The organism is Methylomonas sp. BW4-1, from assembly GCF_052474385.1.
The window spans coordinates 4,725,055-4,747,304 of sequence record NZ_CP184125.1; the positions used below are offsets into that span (position 1 = coordinate 4,725,055).

Annotated in this window: 20 protein-coding genes; 14 read left to right on the forward strand and 6 right to left on the reverse strand. The window is 52.0% G+C overall.

The annotated features are described in order from the left end of the window. Nucleotides 1-44 precede the first annotated feature (44 nt). Nucleotides 45-605: a FlgO family outer membrane protein gene (locus ACH5Y9_RS21900; protein ID WP_033156879.1), complete on the forward strand. Its 561-nt coding sequence runs from the start codon at nucleotides 45-47 to the stop codon at nucleotides 603-605. 85 nt (nucleotides 606-690) lie between these two features. Here ACH5Y9_RS21900 and ACH5Y9_RS21905 read toward each other — a convergent pair whose 3' ends face one another. After that, nucleotides 691-1,713, reverse strand: a complete 1,023-nt coding sequence (locus ACH5Y9_RS21905) for an asparaginase (protein WP_101052741.1) — start codon at nucleotides 1,711-1,713, stop codon at nucleotides 691-693. A gap of 56 nt (nucleotides 1,714-1,769) precedes the next feature. Between ACH5Y9_RS21905 and ACH5Y9_RS21910 the strand changes: the two genes are divergently transcribed. The 7 genes from ACH5Y9_RS21910 to phoU all read left to right on the forward strand — a co-directional run bounded on the left by ACH5Y9_RS21910 (nucleotide 1,770) and on the right by phoU (nucleotide 9,134). Further along, nucleotides 1,770-2,315: a dihydrofolate reductase gene (locus tag ACH5Y9_RS21910; RefSeq protein WP_101052739.1), complete on the forward strand. Its 546-nt coding sequence runs from the start codon at nucleotides 1,770-1,772 to the stop codon at nucleotides 2,313-2,315. 80 nt (nucleotides 2,316-2,395) lie between these two features. Then, on the forward strand, nucleotides 2,396-3,385 hold the full coding sequence (locus ACH5Y9_RS21915) for a PstS family phosphate ABC transporter substrate-binding protein (protein WP_033156877.1): 990 nt from the start codon (nucleotides 2,396-2,398) through the stop codon (nucleotides 3,383-3,385). Nucleotides 3,386-3,601: 216 nt separating this feature from the next. Beyond that, nucleotides 3,602-5,371, forward strand: coding sequence for a phosphate ABC transporter permease (locus ACH5Y9_RS21920; RefSeq protein ID WP_445367586.1), 1,770 nt, complete (start codon nucleotides 3,602-3,604; stop codon nucleotides 5,369-5,371). Further along, nucleotides 5,295-5,882, forward strand: coding sequence for an ABC transporter permease subunit (locus tag ACH5Y9_RS21925; RefSeq protein WP_445367587.1), 588 nt, complete (start codon nucleotides 5,295-5,297; stop codon nucleotides 5,880-5,882). Before ACH5Y9_RS21920 ends, ACH5Y9_RS21925 begins: the two co-directional genes overlap by 77 nt. Beyond that, nucleotides 5,879-7,534, forward strand: a complete 1,656-nt coding sequence (gene pstA / locus ACH5Y9_RS21930) for a phosphate ABC transporter permease PstA (RefSeq protein WP_033156875.1) — start codon at nucleotides 5,879-5,881, stop codon at nucleotides 7,532-7,534. Before ACH5Y9_RS21925 ends, pstA begins: the two co-directional genes overlap by 4 nt. 36 nt (nucleotides 7,535-7,570) lie before the next feature. After that, on the forward strand, nucleotides 7,571-8,404 hold the full coding sequence (pstB, locus tag ACH5Y9_RS21935; RefSeq protein WP_033156874.1) for a phosphate ABC transporter ATP-binding protein PstB: 834 nt from the start codon (nucleotides 7,571-7,573) through the stop codon (nucleotides 8,402-8,404). Between the two features lie 10 nt (nucleotides 8,405-8,414). Next, nucleotides 8,415-9,134, forward strand: coding sequence for a phosphate signaling complex protein PhoU (gene phoU, locus ACH5Y9_RS21940; protein ID WP_033156873.1), 720 nt, complete (start codon nucleotides 8,415-8,417; stop codon nucleotides 9,132-9,134). A gap of 187 nt (nucleotides 9,135-9,321) precedes the next feature. Here phoU and ACH5Y9_RS21945 read toward each other — a convergent pair whose 3' ends face one another. From ACH5Y9_RS21945 to ACH5Y9_RS21960, 4 genes are all read right to left on the reverse strand, one after another. Beyond that, on the reverse strand, nucleotides 9,322-9,864 hold the full coding sequence (locus ACH5Y9_RS21945; RefSeq protein ID WP_165385998.1) for a YfiR family protein: 543 nt from the start codon (nucleotides 9,862-9,864) through the stop codon (nucleotides 9,322-9,324). A gap of 27 nt (nucleotides 9,865-9,891) precedes the next feature. Further along, nucleotides 9,892-11,880, reverse strand: a complete 1,989-nt coding sequence (locus tag ACH5Y9_RS21950) for a TonB-dependent receptor plug domain-containing protein (RefSeq protein WP_445367588.1) — start codon at nucleotides 11,878-11,880, stop codon at nucleotides 9,892-9,894. 99 nt (nucleotides 11,881-11,979) lie between these two features. Continuing rightward, nucleotides 11,980-12,597, reverse strand: coding sequence for a class I SAM-dependent methyltransferase (locus ACH5Y9_RS21955; RefSeq protein ID WP_319961586.1), 618 nt, complete (start codon nucleotides 12,595-12,597; stop codon nucleotides 11,980-11,982). 6 nt (nucleotides 12,598-12,603) lie between these two features. Beyond that, a complete protein-coding gene (locus ACH5Y9_RS21960; protein ID WP_319961587.1) occupies nucleotides 12,604-13,575 on the reverse strand; it encodes a Tim44 domain-containing protein in 972 nt (323 codons plus the stop codon). 140 nt (nucleotides 13,576-13,715) lie between these two features. Here ACH5Y9_RS21960 and ACH5Y9_RS21965 point away from each other — a divergent pair, with 140 nt between their 5' ends. From ACH5Y9_RS21965 to ACH5Y9_RS21990, 6 genes are all read left to right on the forward strand, one after another. Beyond that, nucleotides 13,716-14,111, forward strand: coding sequence for a hypothetical protein (locus ACH5Y9_RS21965; RefSeq protein ID WP_319961588.1), 396 nt, complete (start codon nucleotides 13,716-13,718; stop codon nucleotides 14,109-14,111). A gap of 127 nt (nucleotides 14,112-14,238) precedes the next feature. Then, nucleotides 14,239-15,549 carry a TolC family protein gene (locus ACH5Y9_RS21970; RefSeq protein WP_445367589.1) on the forward strand — a complete coding sequence of 437 codons (1,311 nt, stop codon included), beginning with the start codon at nucleotides 14,239-14,241 and terminating at the stop codon, nucleotides 15,547-15,549. Then, nucleotides 15,546-16,637 (forward strand): efflux RND transporter periplasmic adaptor subunit, encoded by a 1,092-nt coding sequence (locus ACH5Y9_RS21975; protein WP_445367590.1) that lies wholly within the window; start codon nucleotides 15,546-15,548, stop codon nucleotides 16,635-16,637. Before ACH5Y9_RS21970 ends, ACH5Y9_RS21975 begins: the two co-directional genes overlap by 4 nt. Next, nucleotides 16,637-19,696: an efflux RND transporter permease subunit gene (locus tag ACH5Y9_RS21980; RefSeq protein WP_445367591.1), complete on the forward strand. Its 3,060-nt coding sequence runs from the start codon at nucleotides 16,637-16,639 to the stop codon at nucleotides 19,694-19,696. Before ACH5Y9_RS21975 ends, ACH5Y9_RS21980 begins: the two co-directional genes overlap by 1 nt. Then, on the forward strand, nucleotides 19,696-20,001 hold the full coding sequence (locus ACH5Y9_RS21985) for a DUF3240 family protein (RefSeq protein WP_101052728.1): 306 nt from the start codon (nucleotides 19,696-19,698) through the stop codon (nucleotides 19,999-20,001). The genes ACH5Y9_RS21980 and ACH5Y9_RS21985 overlap by 1 nt, the downstream gene beginning before the upstream one ends. Nucleotides 20,002-20,099: 98 nt before the next feature. Next, complete coding sequence (locus ACH5Y9_RS21990; RefSeq protein WP_415879371.1) at nucleotides 20,100-20,813, forward strand: DUF3240 domain-containing protein; 714 nt, start codon at nucleotides 20,100-20,102, stop codon at nucleotides 20,811-20,813. Between the two features lie 226 nt (nucleotides 20,814-21,039). On the opposite strand, the gene ACH5Y9_RS21995 is transcribed toward ACH5Y9_RS21990, so the two are convergent. Next, nucleotides 21,040-22,221 (reverse strand): DUF3466 family protein, encoded by a 1,182-nt coding sequence (locus ACH5Y9_RS21995; RefSeq protein ID WP_445367592.1) that lies wholly within the window; start codon nucleotides 22,219-22,221, stop codon nucleotides 21,040-21,042. Nucleotides 22,222-22,250: the final 29 nt, after the last annotated feature.

Sequence of the window (22,250 nt, forward strand, 5' to 3'; positions counted from 1 at the left end):
TTTTAAGCTCTGATAACTTCAACAATTACGAGAGGAGAGGTCTTATGGTTAACAAAAAGACGATGGCGCTGATGGCTTTGGCGCTGATCATGCTGAGCGGTTGTAGCCGGGGTTTTCGGGCTAGCGAAGTCAAAGATGACGATTTGGTCGAGGTAAGCTACGAGGCTGTCGATCAGCTCCTTCTCGATTTGCGCGAGCCTTTGCCCAGAGGTAGTCTGGTGGTTATCAATTCGCTGGTTAATCTCGGAGAACTGGAGCAAACACTGGCGTTTGGCCGAATTGTCTCCGATCAAATTTCCTCGGCCTTTCATCGTTCCGGTTACCGGGTGATGGGTATGGAACTGCCTACCGAAATTTTTGCTAAAAACGAAGCCGGTATCCTGCAACTGCCTGATAAAACCAAGGAAGCTTTAAATAACGTCGGGGCTAAAGCGGTCGTTGTAGGATCGTTTGCTCCTGGCTACAACAATGTCTATGTGTCGCTAAGGGTTGTGGACATCGCCAGTCAGAACGTGATTTCTTCCACCGACTATTCTGTGTCGATGGGGCCGGATGCCAAAGTTTTGGTTAAAAAGCCGCCAGCACCCGCGCCAGCTAAGCCATAGCACCCAGATATTAAGCGGATTGCCTTTAGGCAATCCGCTCCTCGCTATAGTTTAGCCATCAGGCTCGACGCACTAAAGTCCCCCTCTAATTACCCAGTTGCTCGTGGGCCAAGTTCTGTGCCAAATACCCAGAAATTGCCTGCGGCGTATCGAAATTGCCGTAAGCCAATAACAATTTAGCGTAAGCCGCTTCCAACGACGTATTCCAGATCATTTCCGCGCCCACATCCAGTAGCTCGCGAGTCGAGGCGTATGCGCTTTCCGAATATAGCGCCGGTGCCAGATAAGTTTTGATGCCCTGCCTGGTGCAGTGTTTGACGAATTCCACCAAGCTGTATTGCTCTCCTGCTGCGGCAGAGGCGCAAGCCGTCCCGGAGTGGTAGAGGTCGTGCAGTAATGCATCGACCTTGTCGAGATTGTAAGCAGCGTAATCCAGGCCTGGGTAAGGTCTGATCAACAATATTCGTTTGGAAAAGTCTGGTTTAAGCGCAATCGGCGAGCGCGCGCCGGGCGCCAAATTTTGCAGAGAGTGGAAGCATCCGTTCTCGAAGCACATCCAGGCCTGCGACTGCACGCTGATAAAATCGCTACTTAAGGGCAGGCAGGACGATAGTCGACTGCCGAGATGAATCAGCATCGCTTGGCCTGGATTGCGATAGGGCACAAACACGCCGGCCAGACCAATTTGGCGGATAAATTCCACCGCACACAAAAAGTTCGCCACGCCGTTGGCTTGCGGGTTATCCAGCGGCAAATCGCTGGAAACCAGCAGCAGCGGAATCGCCAATCCATTGAAATACAGGCTTAGTGCGGCGGCGCTAAAAGCCAGGCTGTCGGTGCCGTGGGTGACGATGATGCCGTCGAATTGGCTTAAGTCCTCAGTTTCAACTGCAGCGATGATCTGGGGCCAGTGGCTGGGATGCAGGTTTTCGCTGAGAATCTGCACGGGCTGCAAGGTTTTGAAGTTAACCGAATCCGGCTTGGCGTCGTGTTCCGCAAAGCGTTGCAATAACTTAAAATCGGCGCTGCCGTCGGTATTGATGGTGTCGCCGCTGAGCTGCGAACCGATGGTGCCGCCGGTAAATATCAGCAGGATGTTTTTCTTCATAAACGATGGTTTCTAGTATGATGTTTTGCTCACAAAGCCCATCTTAAACACTCCGCATGAAAATATCACTGATCGTGGCGATGGCCGGTAATCGCGCCATTGGCCTGAACGGCCAAATGCCCTGGCATCTCTCGGCCGACTTGAAACGCTTCAAACAAATCACCATGGGCGCGCCGATATTGATGGGGCGTAAAACGTTTGAGGCCCTCGGTCGGCCCTTACCGGGACGGGAGAATATCATTATCAGCCGCGACCCGAGTTATCAACAGCCCGGTTGCCGGGTGTTTGGCGACATCGATAGCGTGTTGCAATGCTATGCCGATAGCCCGGAGCTATTCGTGATTGGCGGCGCCACCTTATATGAAGCCATGCTGGCGTATGCCGATTATTTGTATCTGACCGAAATCCATAAAACCTTCGAGGGTGACACCTTTTTTCCGGAGATTGATGCCAGGCAATGGCGGGAGCTTGTCAGAGAGGATGTTGAAAATGATCAAGCCGTTGATTTTAGCTACAGTTTTTTAAAGTTGGAAAACGTCCGGCCTGGCTTTAGTGGCGTGCTGGATTTGCGCGGCCGCTCAGGATTAGGTGCGTTGTCATAAAACTGTCACATTTGCTTCATACTATTGTCACGCTAGGTTGGCAATATGAATCTTAAGTTTTAAACATTTCGAGAAAATATATGAAAAATACATTCAAGCTGAAATCGCTGGTTTTAGGATTTGGTTTTGCATCGGCCGCTTTAGTCGGCGGCGAAGCTGTGGCGGCTCCCGCGACTTTGGACCCCGCTTTGCCCGAATACGCGGCAGCTAGCGGCGTGTCCGGCAATATCTCCAGCGTTGGCTCGGATACTTTAGCTAACTTGATGACCTTGTGGGCCGAAGAATTCGGCAAGATTTACCCCAACGTCAACATTCAGATTCAAGCAGCCGGTTCGTCAACCGCGCCGCCAGCTTTGACCGAAGGCACCGCTAACCTGGGTCCGATGAGTCGGAAAATGAAAGACAACGAAATCGACGATTTCGAAAGCAAATACGGATACAAACCCACTGCGATTCCGGTTGCTATCGATGCGCTGGCGGTTTTCGTCAACAAGGACAATCCGGTTAAAGGCTTGAGCCTTCCGCAAGTGGATGCGATCTTGTCTTCAACCCGTAAATGCGGTTATGCCACTGACATCACCACCTGGGGCCAAGCCGGCCTGACGGGCGGCTGGGCAAACAAACCTATTCAGCTGTATGGCCGTAACTCGGTTTCCGGTACATACGGTTTCTTCAAAGACGAAGCACTGTGCAAAGGTGACTTCAAAAGTAACGTCAACGAACAGCCTGGTTCTGCGTCGGTCGTGCAATCGGTTACGACGTCGGCAAACGGCATCGGTTATTCCGGTATCGGTTATTCCACCTCGGGCGTAAAAGCCGTGCCACTGGCATTGAAGGATGGCCAGCCGTTTGTTGAGGCCACTCCGGAAAATGCCACATCCGGCGCGTACCCGCTGTCTCGTTTCTTGTACGTTTACGTGAACAAAAAACCTAACGAGCCGCTGGCCCCCATGGAAAAAGAGTTCATCAAAATGGTGTTGTCTAAAACCGGTCAACAAGTCGTGATCAAGGACGGCTACATTCCATTGCCAGCCAAGGCAGTCGAAAAAGCTCTAACTCTGATTCAGTAATTACATCAGCCAAGGATGCCTGATAAAGGGACAATTCTGCATGGATGCAGCAAGGGATTGGCTAATACCAACAATGTCATTGCCCCTCTCGCCAAGTAATGGTGGATGATCTTGTATACTATCAAGCCGATAATTCTGTAGTTTTATCGGCTTTTTTGTCTCTGAAGGCGTTGCGATTGTTCGGCGCCGCTTTTTGTTAACTCACGATACCTAGTTATGACTGAAGTCCATTCCACTCAAGCGAAAGCCACGCTGTTTCAGACGGCGACCAGTGAGCGCTATCAGCGTTGGCGGCTAGTAAAGGACAAAATGGTGGCTCGCGGCGTCGTAGCCGGCGGGTTGAGCATTATCCTGGCGGTGGTGTTAATCTTTTTCTATCTGCTGTATGTGGTTTTCCCGATACTGATGCCCTCCCACGCGGAAGTGGTCGGCCGTTATGACGTGCCCGAGCAGGTGCTGGGCAATACCGTTTTCCTGTCGATGGAAGAACAGAACGAAGTGGCGGTGCGGTTTACCGACACCGGCAAAGCGATATTTTTTAGCGTTGCCACGGGTCAACTGATTCGCGTGGATACCCTACCTATCCCCGAGCAAGTACAAATTACCAGTTACGCGCATGGCGGTGTCGATAAAGGCGTGATTGCCTTTGGTTTATCCGATGGTCGTGCCGTGGTCGTCAAGCATGATTACAAATTGTCTTATCCCGGCGGCAAGCGGGTCATTACCCCCGCTATTCAATATCCCTTAGGGGCCGAACCACTAGTGGTGGATAAGCAAGGCCAGGCGCTCACCAAGCTGGCGGTGAAGTTAGGCGATAAAAACAGCACTTTGCTGGCTAAAACCGCTGATAACCGTATGGTGCTGAGCAGTCTTAGTAAAAAAGAATCGCTGTTCGACGACGAAGGCACTTGGGAATCCACCGATTCACTGGTTGAGATGGCCGCGGATGACGTGGATTTTATCCTGTTGGATAAAGAGTTGCGCAACCTCTACCTGGCCAGCCGCGCAGGGGATTTGACTGTCGTTGATATTCTCGACAAGAGCAAACCCGAGATCAAACATAAATTGAATGTGCTAAACCAAGGCGTGCAAATCAGCAGCATGGAATTTCTGAACGGCGATATTTCTCTGCTGATCGGCGACACCAGCGGTGTGATGGCGCAATGGTCAATGGTCCGCGACCAGCAAAACCATTTCAGTATCGAGAAGCTACGGGCGTTTAAAGTATCCGACGCGCCGATTATTACCATCAATCCGGAACAGCGCCGCAAAGGTATGCTGGCGGCCGACGCCAACGGCGAGATCGGCATTTACAGTTCCACCGCCGAGCGGGAATTGATCAAGGAAAAAATTGCTGGCGGAAAACCTGTTGCCGTCACCTTATCGCCGCGCGCCAATGCCATGTTACTGCAAACCGAAGACGGCAAAATCAATCATTGGACTATCGAAAACGAACATCCGGAAGTATCGTGGCGTTCGTTATGGAACAAAGTCTGGTACGAAAGCTATCCAAAACCGGATTACATTTGGCAATCCTCGGCGGCCAGTAACGATTTCGAACCGAAAATGAGCTTGACGCCGCTGGTGTTCGGCACCTTAAAAGCCTCGTTCTACGCGATGCTGATGGGCGTGCCGTTGGCCTTATTTGGAGCGATTTATACCGGCTATTTCATGGCGCCCAGCGTGCGGCAGTACGTAAAGCCGGGCGTGGAAATCATGGGCGCCTTGCCGACCGTGATTTTGGGCTTTTTAGCCGGCTTGTGGCTGGCACCTTTCGTGGAAGCCAATCTCACCGGGATTTTTGCATTATTGATGGTTGTGCCGCTGTCCGTGATGATTTTTGCCTATTTCTGGCAATTCGTACCGGAACAAACCCGCCACAAAATCCCCGACGGTCTGGGATGCGGTAGTGCTGATCCCAGTGGTGATATTCGGCGCCTGGCTGGCTTTTCAGTTAAGTCCGACTATCGAAGCCTTGTGTTTTAAAGGCGATCTGCGCACCTGGATGCGCGAGGAATTTGGAATCGGTTACGACCAGCGCAACACCTTGGTCGTTGGTTTGGCCATGGGTTTTGCGGTCATTCCGATGATTTTCTCCATCGCCGAAGACGCGATTTTCAGTGTGCCCAAGCATTTAACCACCGGCTCGTTGGCGCTGGGTGCCACGCCTTGGCAAACCATGACCAAGGTGGTGTTGCTGACTGCCAGTCCGGGTATTTTCTCGGCCATTATGATCGGTTTCGGCCGTGCGGTCGGCGAGACGATGATCGTGCTGATGGCCACTGGCAATACTGCGGTGATGGATTTGAGCATCTTCCAGGGGCTGCGCACACTGTCGGCTAACATCGCGGTGGAAATGCCAGAATCGGAAGTCAACAGTACCCACTATCGCGTACTGTTTCTGGCGGCCTTGGTACTGTTCATGTTCACGTTTGTAGTCAACACGCTGGCTGAAGTCATTCGGCAGAATCTAAGACAAAAATACAGCTCATTATGATTAAAGCATGGTTTAAGAGCGGTTCGCCCTGGATATGGATGACCGCCGGCGCGGTCAGTTTAAATCTGATACTGGTGGTGGGTTTGCTACTGCTTATTGCGGTACGGGGCTTGGGGCATTTTTGGCCGGCCGACATTATCGAATATCGCTATCAAGACCGCGATGGCCCGGAGAGTTCTATCATTGGCGAAGCGGTGGCTACTTCGCTATTACCGGCCGCGCAAGCCAAGGCTGCCGGCCATGAGTTGCTGGATAACGGCGAATACCTGGTGCAGCATCTGGTAAAAACCGGTAACCGCGATATTCTCGGTAGCGATTTTCGCTGGATTCAGCAGCAATATATTCACAGCCAATCCACGCCGGACGATTTGATCATGGTCGAACGTCGCGAGTGGGGTAATTTCTACGGCCGCTTGTTAGCGGTTAAGGAAGACGGCGCGGTGATTGCCCAAGGCGATCAGGCCTGGCAAGTGGCGCAACAAAAACTGGCGACAGTCTTGGAGCAGCACGACGAAATCGATAGTTTACAAGACCACGAAGTTGGGGCGATCAACTATGAATTGGAGCGCTTGCGTTTGAAGCAACGCGCGCTGGAGTTGAAAAGTGCCTGGAACGATGCGGCCAAGCAGGAATTTGCCGCGCAAAAGCAGACATACGAAAAACAATACCAAGCCATCCAGCAACAAATCGGCAAGTTGAGCAAGGAAAGCAAACGCTACAGCTTGGTGGTGGCGGAAGCCGGACAAAAAGAAATTAGCCTGCCCTTGAATCGGGTGGTGAAAATGACCCGCCCCAACACGATGAGCGTGCTGGACAAATGTATCGAATATGTCGGCAATTTCGCCACGTTTGTTAGCGATGAGCCGCGTGAAGCCAACACCGAGGGCGGTATCTTTCCGGCTATTTTCGGTACCGTGTTGATGGTGATGCTGATGGCGGTTGTGGTGACGCCGTTCGGCGTCATCGCTGCGGTTTATCTGCGCGAATATGCCAAGCAAGGCTTTATCACCCGCGTGATCCGCATTGCCGTTAATAACTTGGCCGGCGTGCCGTCCATCGTTTACGGCGTGTTTGGTTTGGGCTTTTTCGTGTATATCATCGGCGGCAACATCGACCGCCTGTTTTTCCCGGAAGCGGCCCCGGCACCGGTGTTCGGTACGCCGGGCTTATTATGGGCTTCGCTGACGCTGGCTTTGATGACCTTGCCGGTGGTGATCGTCGCCACCGAGGAAGGTTTGTCGCGGATTCCCAAATCGATACGTGAAGGCAGCTTGGCGCTGGGCGCGACTAAAGCCGAAACGCTGTGGCGCACGGTATTGCCGATGGCTAGTCCGGCGATCATGACCGGCTTGATTCTAGCGGTGGCGCGCGCCGCCGGTGAAGTGGCGCCGTTGATGCTGGTTGGTGTGGTGAAATTGGCGCCGACCTTACCGTTGGACGGCAACTTTCCTTATCTGCATCTGGACAGAAAGTTTATGCATTTGGGATTTCATATTTATGACGTCGGCTTCCAGAGCCCGAATGTCGAAGCGGCCAGACCTTTGGTTTACGCGACGTCACTGCTACTGGTGATGGTGATTATCGGCTTGAACATGTTCGCTATCTCGATACGTAACAATTTGCGGGAAAAATACCGCGCCCTGGAAAATTAAATTCGCATATCCATCCGGAAGACTGGACCCTATATCATGACAACAGCCCAAAAGAATACCCACGCCATTGACATTAGCGCGTTGAAAAGGGAAGACAGAAAGAGCGTTGAGCAATTGGAAACCTGCATCAAAGTTGAAAATCTGGATTTGTTTTACGGCCAGAAGCAGGCCTTGCATGGCGTGAACATGGAAATGCCGCGTAAGAAAGTGACGGCCTATATCGGTCCCAGCGGCTGCGGTAAATCCACCTTATTACGCTGCATCAACCGGATGAACGATTTGGTCGATGGCGTCAGCATCAAAGGCAAGATTCTGCTGGACGGCGAGGATATATACGATAAATCGGTCAACGTTGCGGCTTTGCGCCGGCGCGTGGGCATGGTGTTTCAAAAACCCAATCCGTTTCCGAAAACCATTTACGAAAACGTGGCGTACGGGCTGCGGATTCAGGGGATTAACGACCGGCGCATCCTTGATGAAGTCGTGGAAAAATCCCTACGTGGCGCCGCGTTATGGGACGAGATGAAAGACCGTTTAAACGATAATGCCTTGGGTATGTCGGGTGGTCAGCAACAGCGGCTGGTGATCGCCCGCGCCATCGCGATCGAGCCGGAAGTGATTCTGTTGGACGAACCGGCCTCGGCGCTAGACCCGATCTCGACGCTAAAAATTGAAGAATTGATTAACGAATTGAAAGAAAAATATACGATAGTGATCGTTACTCACAACATGCAGCAGGCGGCGCGGGTATCCGATTTCACCGCTTTTATGTACATGGGTGAATTAATCGAATTTGGTGAAACCAGCGAGTTGTTTACCAATCCGGCAAAAAAACAAACTGAAGATTACATTACCGGCAGGTACGGCTAGGAGGTAAACAATGGATAACAGCAAAATCAAATCGCACATTTCCCGCCAATTCAACGAGGAGATGGAAGATATTCGCAACAAGGTGCTGACCATGGGCGGCCTGGTCGAGCAGCAAGTCGATCTGGCGACTAAGGCTTTCATGGGTAACGACATGGAAAATGCCGAAAAAGTGGTGTTGCAGGATCAGTATGTCAACGAGATGGAAAAAGACATCGACCACGAATGCACCGAAATCATGGCCAAACGTCAGCCGGCGGCTTTTGATTTACGCATGTTGATCGCCACCATCAAAATCATCACCGATCTGGAGCGGATTGGCGACGAAGCGGCGCGTATCGCCAAAATGACCATGCGTTTGGAAGGTGCCGATTATTATCAAGACAAGTACTACGAAATCGAACATCTGCTGAACTTGGTCAAGGATATGCTGAACGGCGCGCTGGATGCCTATGCCAGGAACGATGTCGAAGAGGTGATTGCCATCACCGAGCAGGACGCCAAGGTTGACCGGGAATACACCAGTATCACCCGGCAGTTGATCACGCAGATGATGGAAAACCCGCGTAACATCACCAGAGCTCTGGATATGCTATGGGCTGCGCGCGCGCTGGAAAGGATAGGCGACCACTCCTGCAATGTCTGCGAGCAGGTCATATACATGGTGAAAGGCAAGGATGTGCGCCATCTCAGCCGCGAAGAATTGGAGCGTACTGTTAATTCGGCTCGCTAGCGATAAGGTCAATTTGATTCAGGGTAACGGTTAATCCTTTACCCTGCTTTACTGATTTAGATACTTGGGGGTGCTGCTCACCAGTTTCAAAATCATTCGACGGCGCCGATGCAGATCCTTGTGCAGTGGCGAGTTCAGTAACTCATCAAGCCATGTTCAAAATTGCCCGGAAAATTGCTGCCGGCAGCTACTCAATTAGCCGCGAACTGCGCAATAGCTTGGAACTAATCGTCAAACCTATTCGCGTTACATTTTTCAGTTGTATGACCGGTTGAACACGGAGGCCGTCGTTAGCCAGTCGGATCATGCCGCCGCGGTGTTCGAAATCGGCAATATCGCTGACCGTCAACACTGGAAAGGGTCTGACAAACTCCAGGGTCGCCGCGAGAATTCTTTCCTGTTGTGCCGGAATATAAATCACCTGGCATTCGTGCAATTGTTCGGGTATCGGGTCGATAACCATCTGCATCGGTAGATCGTTTACCCGCTCACCTTCGATCAGCTTGGCCAGTACGCCGGTGACCGGCGAATTGGCGTAACTGCAAAACAAAAATTCCTTGTGGGTGGTCGGCCAAGTAACGAAATAGGCAAAGTTATATAAGTACGCCGCTTTAAGTTCCGTCTCGTTAAAGCGCGGTTCACCCGCTGTGCCCGATGATTGCAGCGGCGGTAAACAGGCCAACAACAGCATTAACAGGCACCGCCGCGCAACCGCGCCGGTGCGTGTCACAACTTTGCGTAGGCTTGGACGCCGCATCTAGTAGCGTACCGTGGCTTTAAGGTAATAATTGCGTTCAACTTCGCTACTGATTACCGCGTTATCTATATTTGGGCTGAATTCCAGATGCCGGTTGTCCAGCAAATTCTGCGCGCCGACAGCCAATTCAAAATGCAGATTCGGCTGCCAGCCCAAGCGCAGATCCAGCCGATGATAGGCCGGCACCTGATTGATTAGGTGGTCGGTGTAATACCAATGCGCATCAAATTCCAATTGATACGGCAGATTGAAGTAGGAACTGAGGTTGAAACGGTTACGGGCGCTATTGCCTTCAGCGACTGTCGCCGCGCTATCCAGGCTACCGTCGCGCTGGTGCAAGGCAATTGCAAACAGACTGTAACTACCTTGCACGCGCCAGCGTTCGGACATCCGCCAATTCAATGCGGTTTCCCAGCCGTAGGCTTCACCTTTTGCCTTGTTGGCAATCAGAAACGGGACAGTAGTGTTTTCGCCGTTTATGATCGGCGCTTGCGGTTCGGTGGTGCTCAGCCGGCCGTAATCGCTATAAAACAGCGTTGTATCCAGGTTAAAGATGTCGCTGGGGAAAAAGCGGTAGCCCAATTCGTAAGTGATTGCGCTCTCCGAGTCAAAATTATCGTCGCCCATGATGTTGGCTGTGGTTCCGGGGCCTACGTTGAATAAGACATTGACGTCGTGATCGGCTCTGGCCGGTACGCGAACTGCTCTGGATACCGCGCCCCACAGGCTGTGTTGTTGATTGGGCACCCACAACAGCCGCGCGGAAGGCTGGATCTCAAAACCGGTAAAATCGTTATGCTCGACTTTACTGCCGTATATCAAGCGCAGTTCGTCTGCCAGAAATCGCCATTCGTCCTGAGCAAAGACGTTGAACAAATGCACATCGCGTTCGGACGGATCGAAGTGAAGTAGCACCTGTTTTTGCTGAAGTTGATCGCTATTGAAGCGATAACCGGCCCCCCACGTTACGTGATGAGCGTGCCAATTGAAATCATGCTGTAAATCAAGGTCGAAGGTGCTGCGCCGATAATCCAGTCGGCTTTGGTTGCGGACGGCATGATCGAAATAACTGCGGATTTGTAGGCGGCTATCGTTTTCCAGGGTTTGTTGCCAACGTAACAGCAGGTTACCGCCATATTTTTTGGTGCTGTCGGGGCTAATGGGCGATGCCGGGTCGAGGCTATTCAGCGACTGCTGCATGTCGCCATTGAAATAGTCGCCCTGCACGATCAGGTTTTTGCGGGCGTCGGGGGTCCAGTCGCTGCGAAAACCGGCGCGGCCCATGTCCAGGCTGTCGTTGGCTTTTTCGCCGTTACCGAAATGAAAATCCTCGCGATGATTGTATTTGCCGTAGACGCGATAATTAAAATCCGGACTGAGTCGGCCGCCATAACGAAAGGTGCCGAATCCGGGTTCTTCCTTGCTGGTGCCGCCTGACAGCAATACGCCTTGTGATTCCTGGGCGGAACGAGTAACGATGTTGATGACGCCATTGACGGCGTTGGAGCCCCACAACGTTGCACCGGGGCCGCGAATCACCTCGATACGGTCGATGTCTTCCAGCGGGTAGTCTTGCTCGTTCCAGTAAACGCCGGAGTTCAGTGGGTCGTAAACGGTGCGGCCGTCCATCATCACCAACAGCTTGTTGGCATTTATCCCGTTAAAGCCGCGGCTACTGATCGCCCATTGATTGCCATCCACCCGCGCGACTTCCAGTCCGGGCACTTTGCGCAGCAGTTCCGGAATGGACTGCATCCCGGAACGCCTGATTTCTTCGTGGCTGATGACGAATACCGCCGATGGGGTTTCGCTGATAGGTTGTTGATTTTTCGACGCGATGGAAACGTTGGTCGCACTCAGCTCTTGGAGAGATAAGGCCTTTAAATGGGATAGGGTGTTGTCCGCCCCGGCTGGGGCGGCTGCTTGCAGGGCAATACACAAAAGCGTCAAGCGCTGAGTGTTGCCCGTCAATTTTAACTTGTTTGCCATAACTTCCGTCTTTTACGCCCGATTAAGCACGCGCGCATTGTAGACGCCGGCGATTGAATAGTAAAAATAACCCCAATTAACGGCGCTGCGACGAAGGGTTTATTTGATGGCGCGGATCAGTTTGATCATGTCGCTGCTGGCGGGATCGACGAATATTTTTTGGAACGGGCAAGCTTGTACGCTTTTTAACGTCTGTCGGTTAATATTGGCGCCAAAAGTATTCAAAATCAGCGGGTTGAATAAATTCATCATCATCGCCAAAGCTTTGTTGGAGCTTAAAACGTGTTCCAACAGCAGCACTTGACCGCCGGGTTTGCAAACGCGATAGAGCTCTTTCAGGCCTTTTCTGGGTTTCGGTACCGAACAAAACACAAAACTGGCGATGACCGTGTCGAAACTGTTATCGGCATAATCCAGCGCTTGCACGTCCATCAAAGCCAGATCGACCGCAATCTGTTTACGCTGTTGTTTGCGGCGGGCCATTTCCAGCATGTTCGGGCTGAAATCGATAGCGGTAATTCGGGCGTCATCAGGATAGAACGGGAAGTTTTTCCCCGTTCCTACCCCAACTTCCAAAATGTGGGCGCCGCTAGCCTGCGACCAGAGTTTTTTACGTAAACGGCGGAACAGCAAGCCTTCCAGAAAGCCTTCCAGACCATCGAAATAAGGTGCAAGCCTATCGTAGCGCTGCCTGACTTGAGTGCTGTCCGCCGACATGCCGGATTATTCTGCAAATTGCTGAATGCCGTCTAGGAACCAGCGGGTTTGATTGCTGTTGATGGGTTTGACGAAATGCCATACTTCTTTAATGGCTTCTGCCTTGCCACCGTCTTCGCTGATTAGCGCGTCGAACAAGACCACCGCTTCGAGTTCGGTGCCGGCTTCGCGGACATCCATTAATTCGGCGCTCAGTTTCAGGACATCGGTTTTATTAATATCATTGGATGCACGTAGCTGCTCTTGAATTTCTACAAACACCTTGTCGGTAGTTAAGCCGCGGATTTCCGCCAAGTCGCGTCTATCCCAAGCTGCTTGCAGGTAGCGGTAGGCACTTTCCGCACCGCTTAAAAACGCGCGCTGATCGAACCCGGCCGGCAAGTTGGTTGCATCGAAACTAGCGGCTTGTTGATAGTCATTGCTGCCTGATCCTGCTGTTCTGCCTTTTTTGAACAGCACATCGGTATCGAAACCGGAACCGCCGGCTGCCGGTTGCTGGTTCTCGCGATAATAGTTTTGCGATTCCGCTGGTTGCGAGTGCGCGGGCCCATAACCGGCCGGCGCGGCGGGTTGCTGACGTGATCTGGCCGCAAACAAGCGATACAGCAGATAAGCGACGCCGGCAAACAGCAGCATGTCCATCAGATTGATGTTTTCGAAGGCGCCGCCGAAGAACAATGAGCCCAATAACCCGCCTAAAGCCAAGCCGCCCAGCATGCCCATCAGGCCGCCGCGACCAGCCCAGTTTTGTCTGGCTGTTTGATTTTGTGCAGCCGCTTGTTGCTGGCTGGCCGAGCGGGTCGGCTGGCTGCTGGCTCCAGTGGGAGAGGTAGAGCGTTGAAACGGTGTGCTGTAGCTCGGCTTGCTACCGAAAGACTTGCCGCCGCCCATGCGTTTAGCCTGCGCTTCCTGGACACTGCCTAGCAGTAAGGCCAGTGCAATGAATAATGTTGCCAAGGTACCGATCTTTCTGTTCATAGGTGTTTGCCTAAAGTGAATAAATGTATGCCGATATTCGGGGTAAAATCGCGTAATTCAAGTAGAATAGCCTTTCGCATGGTCCTATACAACCGCCGTCTACCGATTAACGACACCCCACAGACATTCTGAAAACATAAATGGTTGCATATTTGCGTCAATTTCTAGTTATGTTTTTGCTGCTTTTGCAAGTGGCAGCGCCGCTGGTGCATGCCCATATCGGTAGAGATGCCATGCAGGGTGGCCTGCATCTGCACGAATTCGAAGTGCTGCATATCGATCATGATGGCGAAACCGCCTTGATGGCTGTCGATCACGATCTGCAAATTCAAAATAGTATTGTCAATCTGGGCTCTGCGATTAAACAGCAGCAATGGCTGGACAGGCTGGCGCCGGTTTTCTATCTGCTGGTCAGCGTGGTTGCCTATTTGGCGGTTACGCGGCAAATCCAACTCGTTAAGTTTTCTCCGCACATACCGCTGTTCGCGCCCGACCCCGTACTTAGTCACAATCCATCCCGCGCGCCGCCGCTCTGAAAGGGGCTGGCTTCGCTGTCGAAGCAGGCTGGGTCAACACCTGGCAGCCCCTCGTCCCCAAAATTGGCCAAAAGCCCGTTAGGCGTTTGGCTGCTAGTTCTATTCAATTACTGCTTTGGAGTGCTCCATGAATGGATACCGTTATCTAAAATGCGGTTTACCTGTATTACTGCTGGTTACGGCGCCTTGCCTTGCCGAAATGAATCCTGTCGGAGAGAGTTTGGCGGCGACTCACGGCGAAATGTTTTCGGAGAATTTGATTGTCGAACACATGGATCCTATCGAAACCGATCCGTCGCTAAGTTTGTCGCAATTAGTCGAAATAACCGTGGAAAAATATCCGGATCGCCTGGTCGGCGAAGCCTTGGCCCAGGAAGCTAATGCCTTAGCCGAACGCAGTGACGCTTGGGTGGCCGGCTCTACGGCTGTTGGATTGAATTACATGGATGACCGAATTGCCGACGACCTGGGTTCGCGCGAAGCCTCTGCTCAAGTCGAAATCACGACCTGGAAATGGGGGCAACGCGATGCCGGTCAGGCGGTAGCGGAACGGGCCGGCGTTGCCGCGCAAAAGCAATCGGCGGCGGTTAAGCTGGAAGTCACGCGCTTGATCAGAGACGCTTTGTGGAATATGGAAATCGCCAATATCGGTTTGCAACAAGCGCAAAATGCCTTGTCGATTTCCGAGCAATTGATGAAGAAAGTCGAGCGCCGGGTGGAATTGGGCGATTTGCCACGTGCGGATTTGTTGCTGGCCAAGGGTGAATACCTGCAAAACCGGGGGTTGGTCACCCAAGCCGAAGCGGAAGTGATGCATAGCCGTAAAGCCTATGCCAGCTTGACTACCTTGTCGCGGGTGCCGGGCAATTATCAGGAAAAACTAAGCGACATTACCTCGGTGAGCGGCAACCATCCGATGCTGGAAGCTATCAACGCCATCATCGACCGCAAACAGGCGGAAATTGAATGGACCAAAACCACTGATCCCATCAATCAACCCAAGCTCAGTGTAGGTGCGAAAAGCCAGCGGGATGGCCGCAGCGGGCAAGACATTGAGAGTGTTGGCGTCGGCGTGGTGATGCTATTCGGCGGCGAGGCCTATAACGCGCCGGAAATCGCGAAGGTGAATCTGGAGCTGAACAATGCCAAAGCCCAACGTGAGCATCTTTACCGGCAATTGGAGAAAAATCTGCACGAAGCCGAGCATGCTCTGGAAGTGACGCGGGCGGAGCTGGCAATCGCCAACGAGTTGAAACAAATCGCCGAAACCCAACTGAAAATGACAGAAATCAGCTTCTCGGCCGGCGAAATTAATCTGTTGGACCTCTTAAAAATTCAGGCTCGTAGTCTGGAAGCGATTCGCAACGCCAAATTGCAGGAGGTTAAATTACAGCGCAACATCGCTTTCTACAATCAAGCGGTAGGCATACAGCCATGAGGCGGTTAATCTTCGGCCTGTTGTTGGCGCAGGCCTTAAGCGCGTTTGCTCAAGATACCCAGATCAAAATTACCCAGCAGCAGATCGACAATTTGGATATAAAAGTCGCGCCGCTTACCGCCAGCCAACAGATTCCGTTGTTTTACGCGCCGGGCAAAGTGGTGGTGCCGGCTGATCGGGAGGTGTTGATCAGTAGCAGCCAGCCCGGCCTGGTTACCCAATTGCCGGTCAATATCGGCGACAAGATCCATAAAGGCCAACTATTGGCACAGTTGAATAGCCCGGAACTGGTCGGATTACAGCAAGCATTTTTAACCGCTACCAGCGAACTGAATTTATCCGGCCAAGAGCGCAACCGCGATCAAAAATTATTGCAGGAAGGTGTGATTGCGCAGCGGCGCTGGCAGGAAACCCAAATGCTGCACAGCAGCAAATCGGCCAAGGCCGACGAGGCCCGGCAGTTGTTATTGTTGGCCGGCATGTCGGCCGCCGAGATTAAAAGTTTGGGGCAAAGCCATAAGCTGGACAACCGTTTGACTATTCGCGCACCCATCGATGGGGTGGTATTGGAGCGTCTGACCAATTTGGGCGCCCGCTTGGATGTGCAGGCACCGCTGTATCGGATTGCCGATTTGTCTGAGCTTTGGCTGGAAATCAATATTCCGCAGGAGCGCTTGAGCGGCATCAGGTTAGGCGATTCGGTGCGGCTGAAAGGCAGCGAGACCACTGCCAAAATTAGTCTGCTGGGCCAAAGCGTCAACTACGACAATCAGACGGTATTGGCCAGGGCGGTGATTGACGGCAAAGCCGAGGGCTTGCGCGTGGGACAGAACGTCAATGTGCAGATCATGCAAAATAGCGCAGAGACCGGCTTCGTCGTACCCAATACCGCCATTGCGCAGAACGAAGGGCACGCCTATGTGTTTGTGCGCAATCAAGACGGTTTTGTGGTGACCGAAGTGACAGTCACCGGTAAACAGGATGCCAATTCCTTGATCAGTGGACCGTTGTCCGGCAACGAGCAAATCGCCATAAAAGGTGCGGTGGCCTTGAAAGCCAATTGGTTAGGATTGGGAGGCGACGAGTAATGGCGGGGTTAATTCGCTTTGCGTTGACTCAGCGGCTGTTGATTTTACTCGGCGTACTGTTGCTGGTGGGCGGCGGTTATTATGCGGTCAAGCATATTCCCATCGATGCCTTTCCCGAGGTGTCGCCTACGCAGGTCAAGATCATCGTCAAAGCCAATGGCATGACGCCGGAAGAAGTGGAAGCTCGGATTACCGCGCCGATTGAAGTTGAGTTGCTGGGCATTCCGCATCAAACCATGCTGCGCTCGTTGGCTAAATATGCCATTACCGATATTACGCTGGACTTTGAAGAAGGCACTGATATTTATTGGGCCAGGCAACAAGTCGCGGAACGGTTGAACGCCTTGTGGGGCAATTTGCCGGAGGGCGTACAAGGCGGCATCGCGCCGATGACCACGCCACTAGGAGAGATGTTTATGTTCGCCATAGAAGGCGGCGATTTAACGCTGATGCAACGGCGAGAATTACTGGATTGGACCATCCGCCCGGCTCTGCGTACCGTCAGCGGCGTGGCGGATGTGAATGCGCTGGGTGGACTGGTGCGCAGCTTTGAAGTGGTGCCCGACAATATCCGCATGGCGTCTCGCAATATCGATACCGAGCAATTAAAAGCGGCTTTGCAAAATAATAACCGCAACGACGGTGCCGGTCGGTTGAGCGAAGGCGAGGAAGCGTTGATTGTGCGCGCCGAAGGCCGTATCAAGAATGAGCAGGATGTGAAAGCCATTGTGGTGGCGCAACACGAAGGCCTGCCGACACGAGTGGACGATATAGCCGAGGTCAGAATCGGCGCGTTGACACGTTATGGAGCGGTCAGCAAGGACGGTGACGGCGAAGCCGTGACAGCGGTCGTGCTCAGTTTGCGCGGCGCCAATGCTCGGCAAACTATCGAGCGACTGGAAAGCAAGATGGCGGAATTGCAACCAAGCTTGCCGGAAGGCGTGCGCCTGAATGTGTTCTACAACCGGGGGGTGTTGGTGGGCAAGGCGGTGAACACCGTTTCCAAAGCCCTGCTGGAAGCCATTGTTTTGGTAGTGGTACTGCTGATTCTGTTTTTAGGCGATTTGCGCGCGGCTTTGACCGTCGCATTGGCTTTGCCGTTGGCGGCGCTGGTGACCTTCATCCTGATGCACGCTTTCGGTATGTCCGCCAACTTGATGAGTCTGGGCGGTCTGGCTATCGCTATCGGGATGTTGGTGGATGGTGCGGTGGTGGTCGTGGAAAACGTGATTACGCAACTGGCCGATCATCAAAAGGCCGAGAGGTTACCGCGGCTGCATCTAATTTATCGCGCTACCCGCGAAGTAGCGGTGCCGGTGACGTCGGGCATCTTGATCATTGTCATCGTGTTCTTACCGCTGCTGACCTTGCAGGGGCTGGAAGGCAAGTTGTTCGGGCCGGTGGCGATGACTATCGTGTTTGCCTTAACGGGTTCCTTGATTTTGTCATTGACGGTGATTCCGGTACTGGCATCGCTGTTGCTGAAACAGGTGTCGCATGAGGAGCCTTGGTTGCCGCGCAAACTATTGCAGTGGTATCAGCCTATTCTGGCCTGGTGTTTGGCTAATAGCAAAAAAGTCTTTATTGGCGCCGGTGCGATGTTGGCGGCAAGCGTTTTGGTCTTCACCCAGATCGGCAGCACTTTCATGCCGACGATGGATGAAGGTGACATTATCGTGCAGCTGGAAAAATTGCCGTCCATTACCTTACTGGATTCGGTGGCCTTGGATGGCCGTGTGCAGAAAAACATCCTCGAGCATATCCCGGAAGTGCAGACCGTGGTATCCAGGGTCGGTACCGACGAATTGGGCCTGGACCCGATGAGCTTGAACGATACCGACACGTTTCTGATCCTGAAACCTAAAGCGGAATGGCGGATGGAAACCAAGGAAGAATTGATCGAAGAAATCCGCAAGATTATGGATCACACCCCGGGCATAGCCTTTGGTTTTACTCAGCCTATCGAGATGCGGGTTTCGGAGATGCTAACGGGAACGCGCGGTGACGTGGCGATCAAATTATTCGGCCCCGAGCTGGATACTTTAAATCATAAAGCCGAGCAAATCGAAGCGGTGCTGAAGACCATCCCCGGTGCCAGTGATGTGTTTACCCGTAAAAATGAAGGCATGCAGTTTCTGCAGTTGAGCATTGATCGAGAAGCTGCCGGCCGGTTCGGGTTGGATAGCAATAGCATAGAAGATATGTTGCGCGCGCAGATTGAAGGCGTGCAACTGGGCATTGTCCAAGAAGGGGTGAAACGCACGCCTTTGCTGCTGCGCGGCGACAGTAACACCGCCAACTTCGAGAATTTACAAATCAGTTTGCCGAATGGTGAGCATGTGCCGATTACCGCAGTGGCGAAAATTCAAGCGGTAGAAGGCGTGGTGTCGATAGACCGGGAAAAGGGTCAGCGCTTCGTGGTCATCCGCTGTAATGTTGAGGGCCGCGATTTGGTTGGTTTTGTTGAAGAGGCGCGCAAGGCGGTGGCCGAGCGTGTTCAATTACCCAGCGGTTTTCATGTGGCGTTCGGCGGTCAGTTTGAAAATCAACAACGCGCTTCCGCGCGTCTTTCCCTGGTGATTCCATTGTCCTTAGGTTTGATATTTTTGTTGCTGTTTTCCACCTTCGGCTCGGTGCGGCAGGCGGTGCTGGTGCTGTCCAATATCCCGTTGGCCATGATAGGCGGCGTGTTCGCGCTGTGGTTGTCCGGCGAATATCTGTCGGTGCCGGCTTCAGTGGGTTTCATCGCTCTGCTCGGCATTGCGGTATTGAATGGGGTGGTGATGGTCAGTTATTTTAATCAGCTGTGCGCGACCGGTATGGAATTGTCGCGGGTGGTGATCATCGGTTCCGGGCGGCGGTTGCGGCCGGTATTGATGACGGCCAGCATCGCCGCCTTCGGCTTGATTCCGTTAATGTTTGCGTCGGGCCCCGGCTCGGAAATTCAACGGCCATTGGCTATTGTGGTCACTGGCGGTCTATTGTCTTCGACATTATTAACCCTAATCCTGTTGCCGATACTTTATCAATTATTCGGCCGCCATCCGGAGCGTTGCTGATGAGTCACGAAGCGTTTTTATTGACGGTGAATGTGCCGCCCAGCCTGGAGGAAGCGCTGGTCGATTGTTTGCTGTCATTGGAATGGTCGCAGGGTTTCACCAGTTTTCCGGCCAATGTTCACGATCACAATCAGCAGGGTTTGTCGCTGGCAGAACAGGTTGCCGGACATCAACGCAAAATTCGTTTTCAAATGTATGTCGAAAGACAAAACATTTCTGCATTATTGACTAAGCTAAAGGCGGATTTTACCGGTTCCGGCCTGCATTATTGGCTGGTACCGGCTATCGAACAAGGCATCATCTAAGCATAAAGCATGCAGAAAGCGACTGGGGATGCTACAGTTCGGACGAACAGCGGTTAAACATTTTTGAATGAGCTATTTTCCTTGCCACACATAGCCCTATGAATATCTTTTTGCGTCGCATTCCTGCTAATACCAGGCATACTGAAATTTCCGAATTTGTGGCCCCTGCTTTGAAACGCGGCTTGTTCAGAAAATCCGGCCGTATAGTCGATGTGCAGATTCTGGCCTTACAGGATACCCGCATAGGCACTATCGAATACCATGGCGTGGTAACGCTGGATTCTGAGCTTTCCGTGCAAAGAGTTGTTAAAGGTTTAAAAAATCGCCGGTTTAACGGCAGAATGGTGGTGGTTAGGCCTTATTACCACCGTAGTTGGTACAACGACCCTCGCCAAAATCAGACGCCTGTGTCTGCCGATATTATCGAAAAGCGCAAGGGTGATCGCAGGCGCGGTAAGTATCTGCAAGTGATCAAAAATGCGTCTGATCGTTTTAACAGTGAAGATGATTTTTTTCGAACCGTGCATCATCAACAGTTCTCCATCTCATTTATCGTGCCGCCTGTCATGGAGGGGCCGATGATGGAGTGCCTGACCAGTTTTGAGGAAGAGCTGCTTCATAGCGATACCGGTGAGCATAAGATCACCAAATTTCTCACCGAAGCCGACGATGCCGATCAGCAAACCGCGCGCTTTCAGATTTACGCCGAGAAAATGGCTATTTCCGCCTTGCTGGAAAAATTGAAGTCCGAATTTGCCGGGTCCGGTATCCATTACTGGATCATGCCGGTAGTCGAGAAGGGCGAAATTTAGCGCTTAATAATGCAAGCAAGCGCTAGGATGGTCGAGTATGGTGTAAGTATTAAGCGAATGGTTTGAGGCCATACCTGTTTATATTACCCAGTCAGACCGTATAAGGTGCAATAGCGTAAGCGTATTGCACCTATTCGCAAACAACACTCGGTGCATGCGGCTAGTGCCTATCGCACCCTACGGTTACCTCTTCGCGTTTTATAATTACTGCTTGTTGGATTTCTACTCAGTCTTGCTTAGACTGAACAAAATTTCTATTTTTACGAAACGAAAATACCAACCAACTCAACCCACTGCAGAAAAACCAAACAGCAGAAGGTACTGGGACTGCTGCGATTGGCGTTAAGAGGTAAGCGCGCTGCAAGCCGTTGAACATTCCCATCCCCACGATTTGACCATTGTCGTTAATGCCATCGGCCGAAAGCAGCTCCCAACCAGCGCCCCCTTCCGCTATAAGCAAATTCAGATCTGTCATTACGCCATCTCGCGTAGTAAATGCGTGATAACTGTATCCGCCAAGTTGCTGACCATTGACATAATTTGATGTGTAAGAAATGCTGGCTTTACCAACTACTTGTCCCAAATTATTAATATCCGCACCCTCACTTTCACCTATGTCTGGAATGAATGTACCCAGATCGACCATCTGGCCTCCTGCTGCCGTCAAGAATGCATGGGCCTTTCCGGTTTTTGTGTAAGCGTAACCCGTTACCTGGCCTGTGTCGTTAATAGCGCTTGCCCAACTCGCTGTTCCGCCCAACGTACCCAAATCTATTTGCTGACCGTTAGGGTTGAAAATATAAGCATGGGTAAAATGACCGTAGTTCGTCTCAGAAAAATAATAAGGGGTTCTAGAATAATCAAAACCAGCAACTTGCCCGGAAGAATTAATGTCATTCCCTGAACTGAAACTACTACAGCAAACATAATATCCGGGCGGGTTGTCCACAAAGGCATTGGCGTCGCCGGTATTGTGAATAACTTGACCTGCGACTTGCCCAGCATCATTAATCCCCAGGCCAACGCTACTGTTACCACCATAGGTGCCAAGATCGGATAAAGTGCCATGAGCATTGGTTAAAAAGGCACGCCTTTTGCTGCTTGTGTCTAACAAATAGCCAGTTATTTGACCGGCATTATTAATGTCAAGACCATAACTACTAAAACCGCTAGGTGTTACGACTTCTCGCATGGTCCCATTAGGATCAGCAATAAAAGCCCGGTAACTGCCGTCAGCGATTTGCGCTGAACCGGTGACTTGCCCGTTCGCGTTAATAGCTGTTGCCCAACTTGCCGAGCCACCCAAAGTACCCAGATTTGTTAGGCGAAAGGTTGGATCGGCTTGGGCGGCATTCGTCGCCAGCAAGCAGGCAACAAGCAAACTGGAATTTAAATAATAATTGGTCATATTGCTCCCTGGCCATCGGCCGTTATGTA